Below are 2,028 nucleotides of genomic sequence, written 5' to 3'. Positions count from 1 at the left end.
CGGGGGTGGGCGGACGGTACGGGGGGCGGGGGCGGTCCCGGCCCGTACCGGCGTGTCGCTCAGAGCCGTTCGAAGGAGCGGCGCAGTTCCCAGTCGGTGACGGCGGCGTCGAAGGCGTCGAGTTCGACGCGGGCCATGTTGGCGTAGTGCGCGACGACGTCCCCGCCGAAGACCTCGCGGGCGAGGGCGCTCTCGCGCCACAGCGCGGCGGCCTCGTGGAGGGTCGCGGGGACGTGCGGGTAGCCGGCCTCGTAGGCGTTGCCCGTGCAGGGCTCGGGGAGTTCCAGCTCCCGCTCGACGCCGCGCAGTCCCGCGCCGATCATCGCGGCGACGGCGAGGTAGGGGTTGACATCGCCGCCGGGGAGCCGGTTCTCGAAGCGCAGCCCCTGCCCGTGGCCGACGACGCGGAGGGCGCAGGTGCGGTTGTCGGGGCCCCAGGCGACGGCGGTGGGGGCGAAGGAGCCGGGCCGGAACCGCTTGTAGGCGTTGACGGTGGGCGCGTACAGGAGCGTGAACTCACGCAGGGCCGCGAGCTGTCCGGCAAGGAAGTGCCGCATGAGCGGCGCCATGCCGTGCGGTCCTTCGCCCGCCATCACGGAGGCGCCGTCGGGGCCGGCGAGTGAGAGGTGGATGTGGCACGAGTTGCCCTCGCGCTCGTTGAACTTGGCCATGAACGTGAGGGCGCGGCCCTCCTGGGCCGCGATCTCCTTCGCCCCGGTCTTGTAGAGCACGTGCTGGTCGCAGGTCGTGAGCGCGTCGTCGTAGCGGAAGACGATCTCGTGCTGGCCCGGATTGCACTCGCCCTTCGCCGATTCGACGGTGAGCCCGGCGCCGGCCATCTCGTTGCGGATACGGCGCAGCAGCGGCTCGACCCGGCCGGTGCCGAGCACCGAGTAGTCGATGTTGTACTGGTTCGCCGGGGTCAGCCCCTGGTAGTTCCGCTCCCACGCCTGCTCGTAGGTGTCGTTGAAGACGAGGAATTCCAGCTCGGTCCCGGCACGTGCGGTGAGCCCGCGTTCCGCGAGGCGGTCGAGCTGGCGGCGCAGGATCTGGCGCGGGGCGACGGTCACGGGCGCGCCGTCGGTCGTGGCGAGGTCGCCGAGGAGGAGCGCGGTGCCGGGGTGCCAGGGCAGGCGGCGCAGGGTCGCCGGGTCGGGGGCGAGCGCGAAGTCGCCGTACCCCTGCTCCCAGGACGAACTCGCGTAGCCGTCCACGGTGTTCATCTCGACATCGACGGCGAGGAGGTAGTCGCAGCCCTCGGTGCCGTGCGGCAGCACCTCGTCGAGGAAGAAGGGGGCGGCGAAGCGCTTGCCCTGGAGGCGGCCCTGCATGTCGGGGAAGGCGAGCACGACCGTGTCCACCTCGCCCGCCCTCACCTGCGCGGTCAGCGTCTCGACGCTGAGGGGAGCGGTACGGGGGGAGGTGGTGCGGTCCGCCACGGAGATCTCCTTGGATGAGCCGGGAACCTTAAGGTAGGGCCCGGGACCATTGGACGGAAGAGGGCGGGGCCGTGTCCGGCTGGACGGAAGACGAGGGCGGGGGCGCGGGCGGGGCCGGGAGCGGGGGTCCGTGCGCCGGGGCCGGTGGCGGGCTCGGCCGGGTCCTGCGGCCCGTCCGGGGCGGCAACGGCTTCGAGGAGGCCCTCGAACAGATCCTCCAGGTGCTCCGCCTCGGCCTCGTCGCGCCCGGCGAGCGCCTGCCGCCGGAGCGCGAGCTGGCGGAGCGGCTGCGGGTGAGCCGGGCGACGCTGCGGGAGGTCCTCGCGGTGCTGCACGCGGAGGGCCTCGCGGAGTCCCGGCGGGGACGGTACGGGGGCACCTTCGTCCGGGCGCGCCCGCGCCCTCCCCGGCGCGCGGGCGTGGACCTGGAGGACGTGCTCGCGCACCGCGAGGTCCTGGAGACGGGGGCGGCGGAGCTGTGCGCGCGGCGGGCCGCGGACCCGGAGCACGGGCCCGCGCTGCGGGCCTGGCTCTCGGCGGGCCTGGGCGCGCTCGACAGCGCCCCGCTGGAGCCCGTCGCGGCCTACCG

At 74.5% G+C, this 2,028-nt stretch carries 2 protein-coding genes; one reads left to right on the top strand and one right to left on the bottom strand.

Annotated elements, in window-relative coordinates; translation table 11 throughout:
* Positions 1-59: 59 nt before the first annotated feature.
* Positions 60-1,439: a glutamine synthetase family protein gene (locus tag SSBG_RS25030; RefSeq protein ID WP_008748855.1), complete on the bottom strand. Its 1,380-nt coding sequence runs from the start codon at positions 1,437-1,439 to the stop codon at positions 60-62.
* A 71-nt stretch (positions 1,440-1,510) separates the two neighbouring features.
* On the opposite strand from SSBG_RS25030, the gene SSBG_RS25025 reads away from it, so the two are divergent.
* Positions 1,511-2,028, top strand: a 518-nt coding sequence (locus tag SSBG_RS25025; RefSeq protein WP_008748854.1) for a FadR/GntR family transcriptional regulator, incomplete at its 3' end; no start/stop codon positions are given.

This window comes from Streptomyces sp. SPB074, assembly GCF_000154905.1.
In the GTDB taxonomy this organism is placed as follows: domain Bacteria; phylum Actinomycetota; class Actinomycetes; order Streptomycetales; family Streptomycetaceae; genus Streptomyces.
The sequence above is the reverse complement of the archived record's forward strand: the minus strand, read 5'-3'. Positions and strand labels throughout refer to the sequence as shown.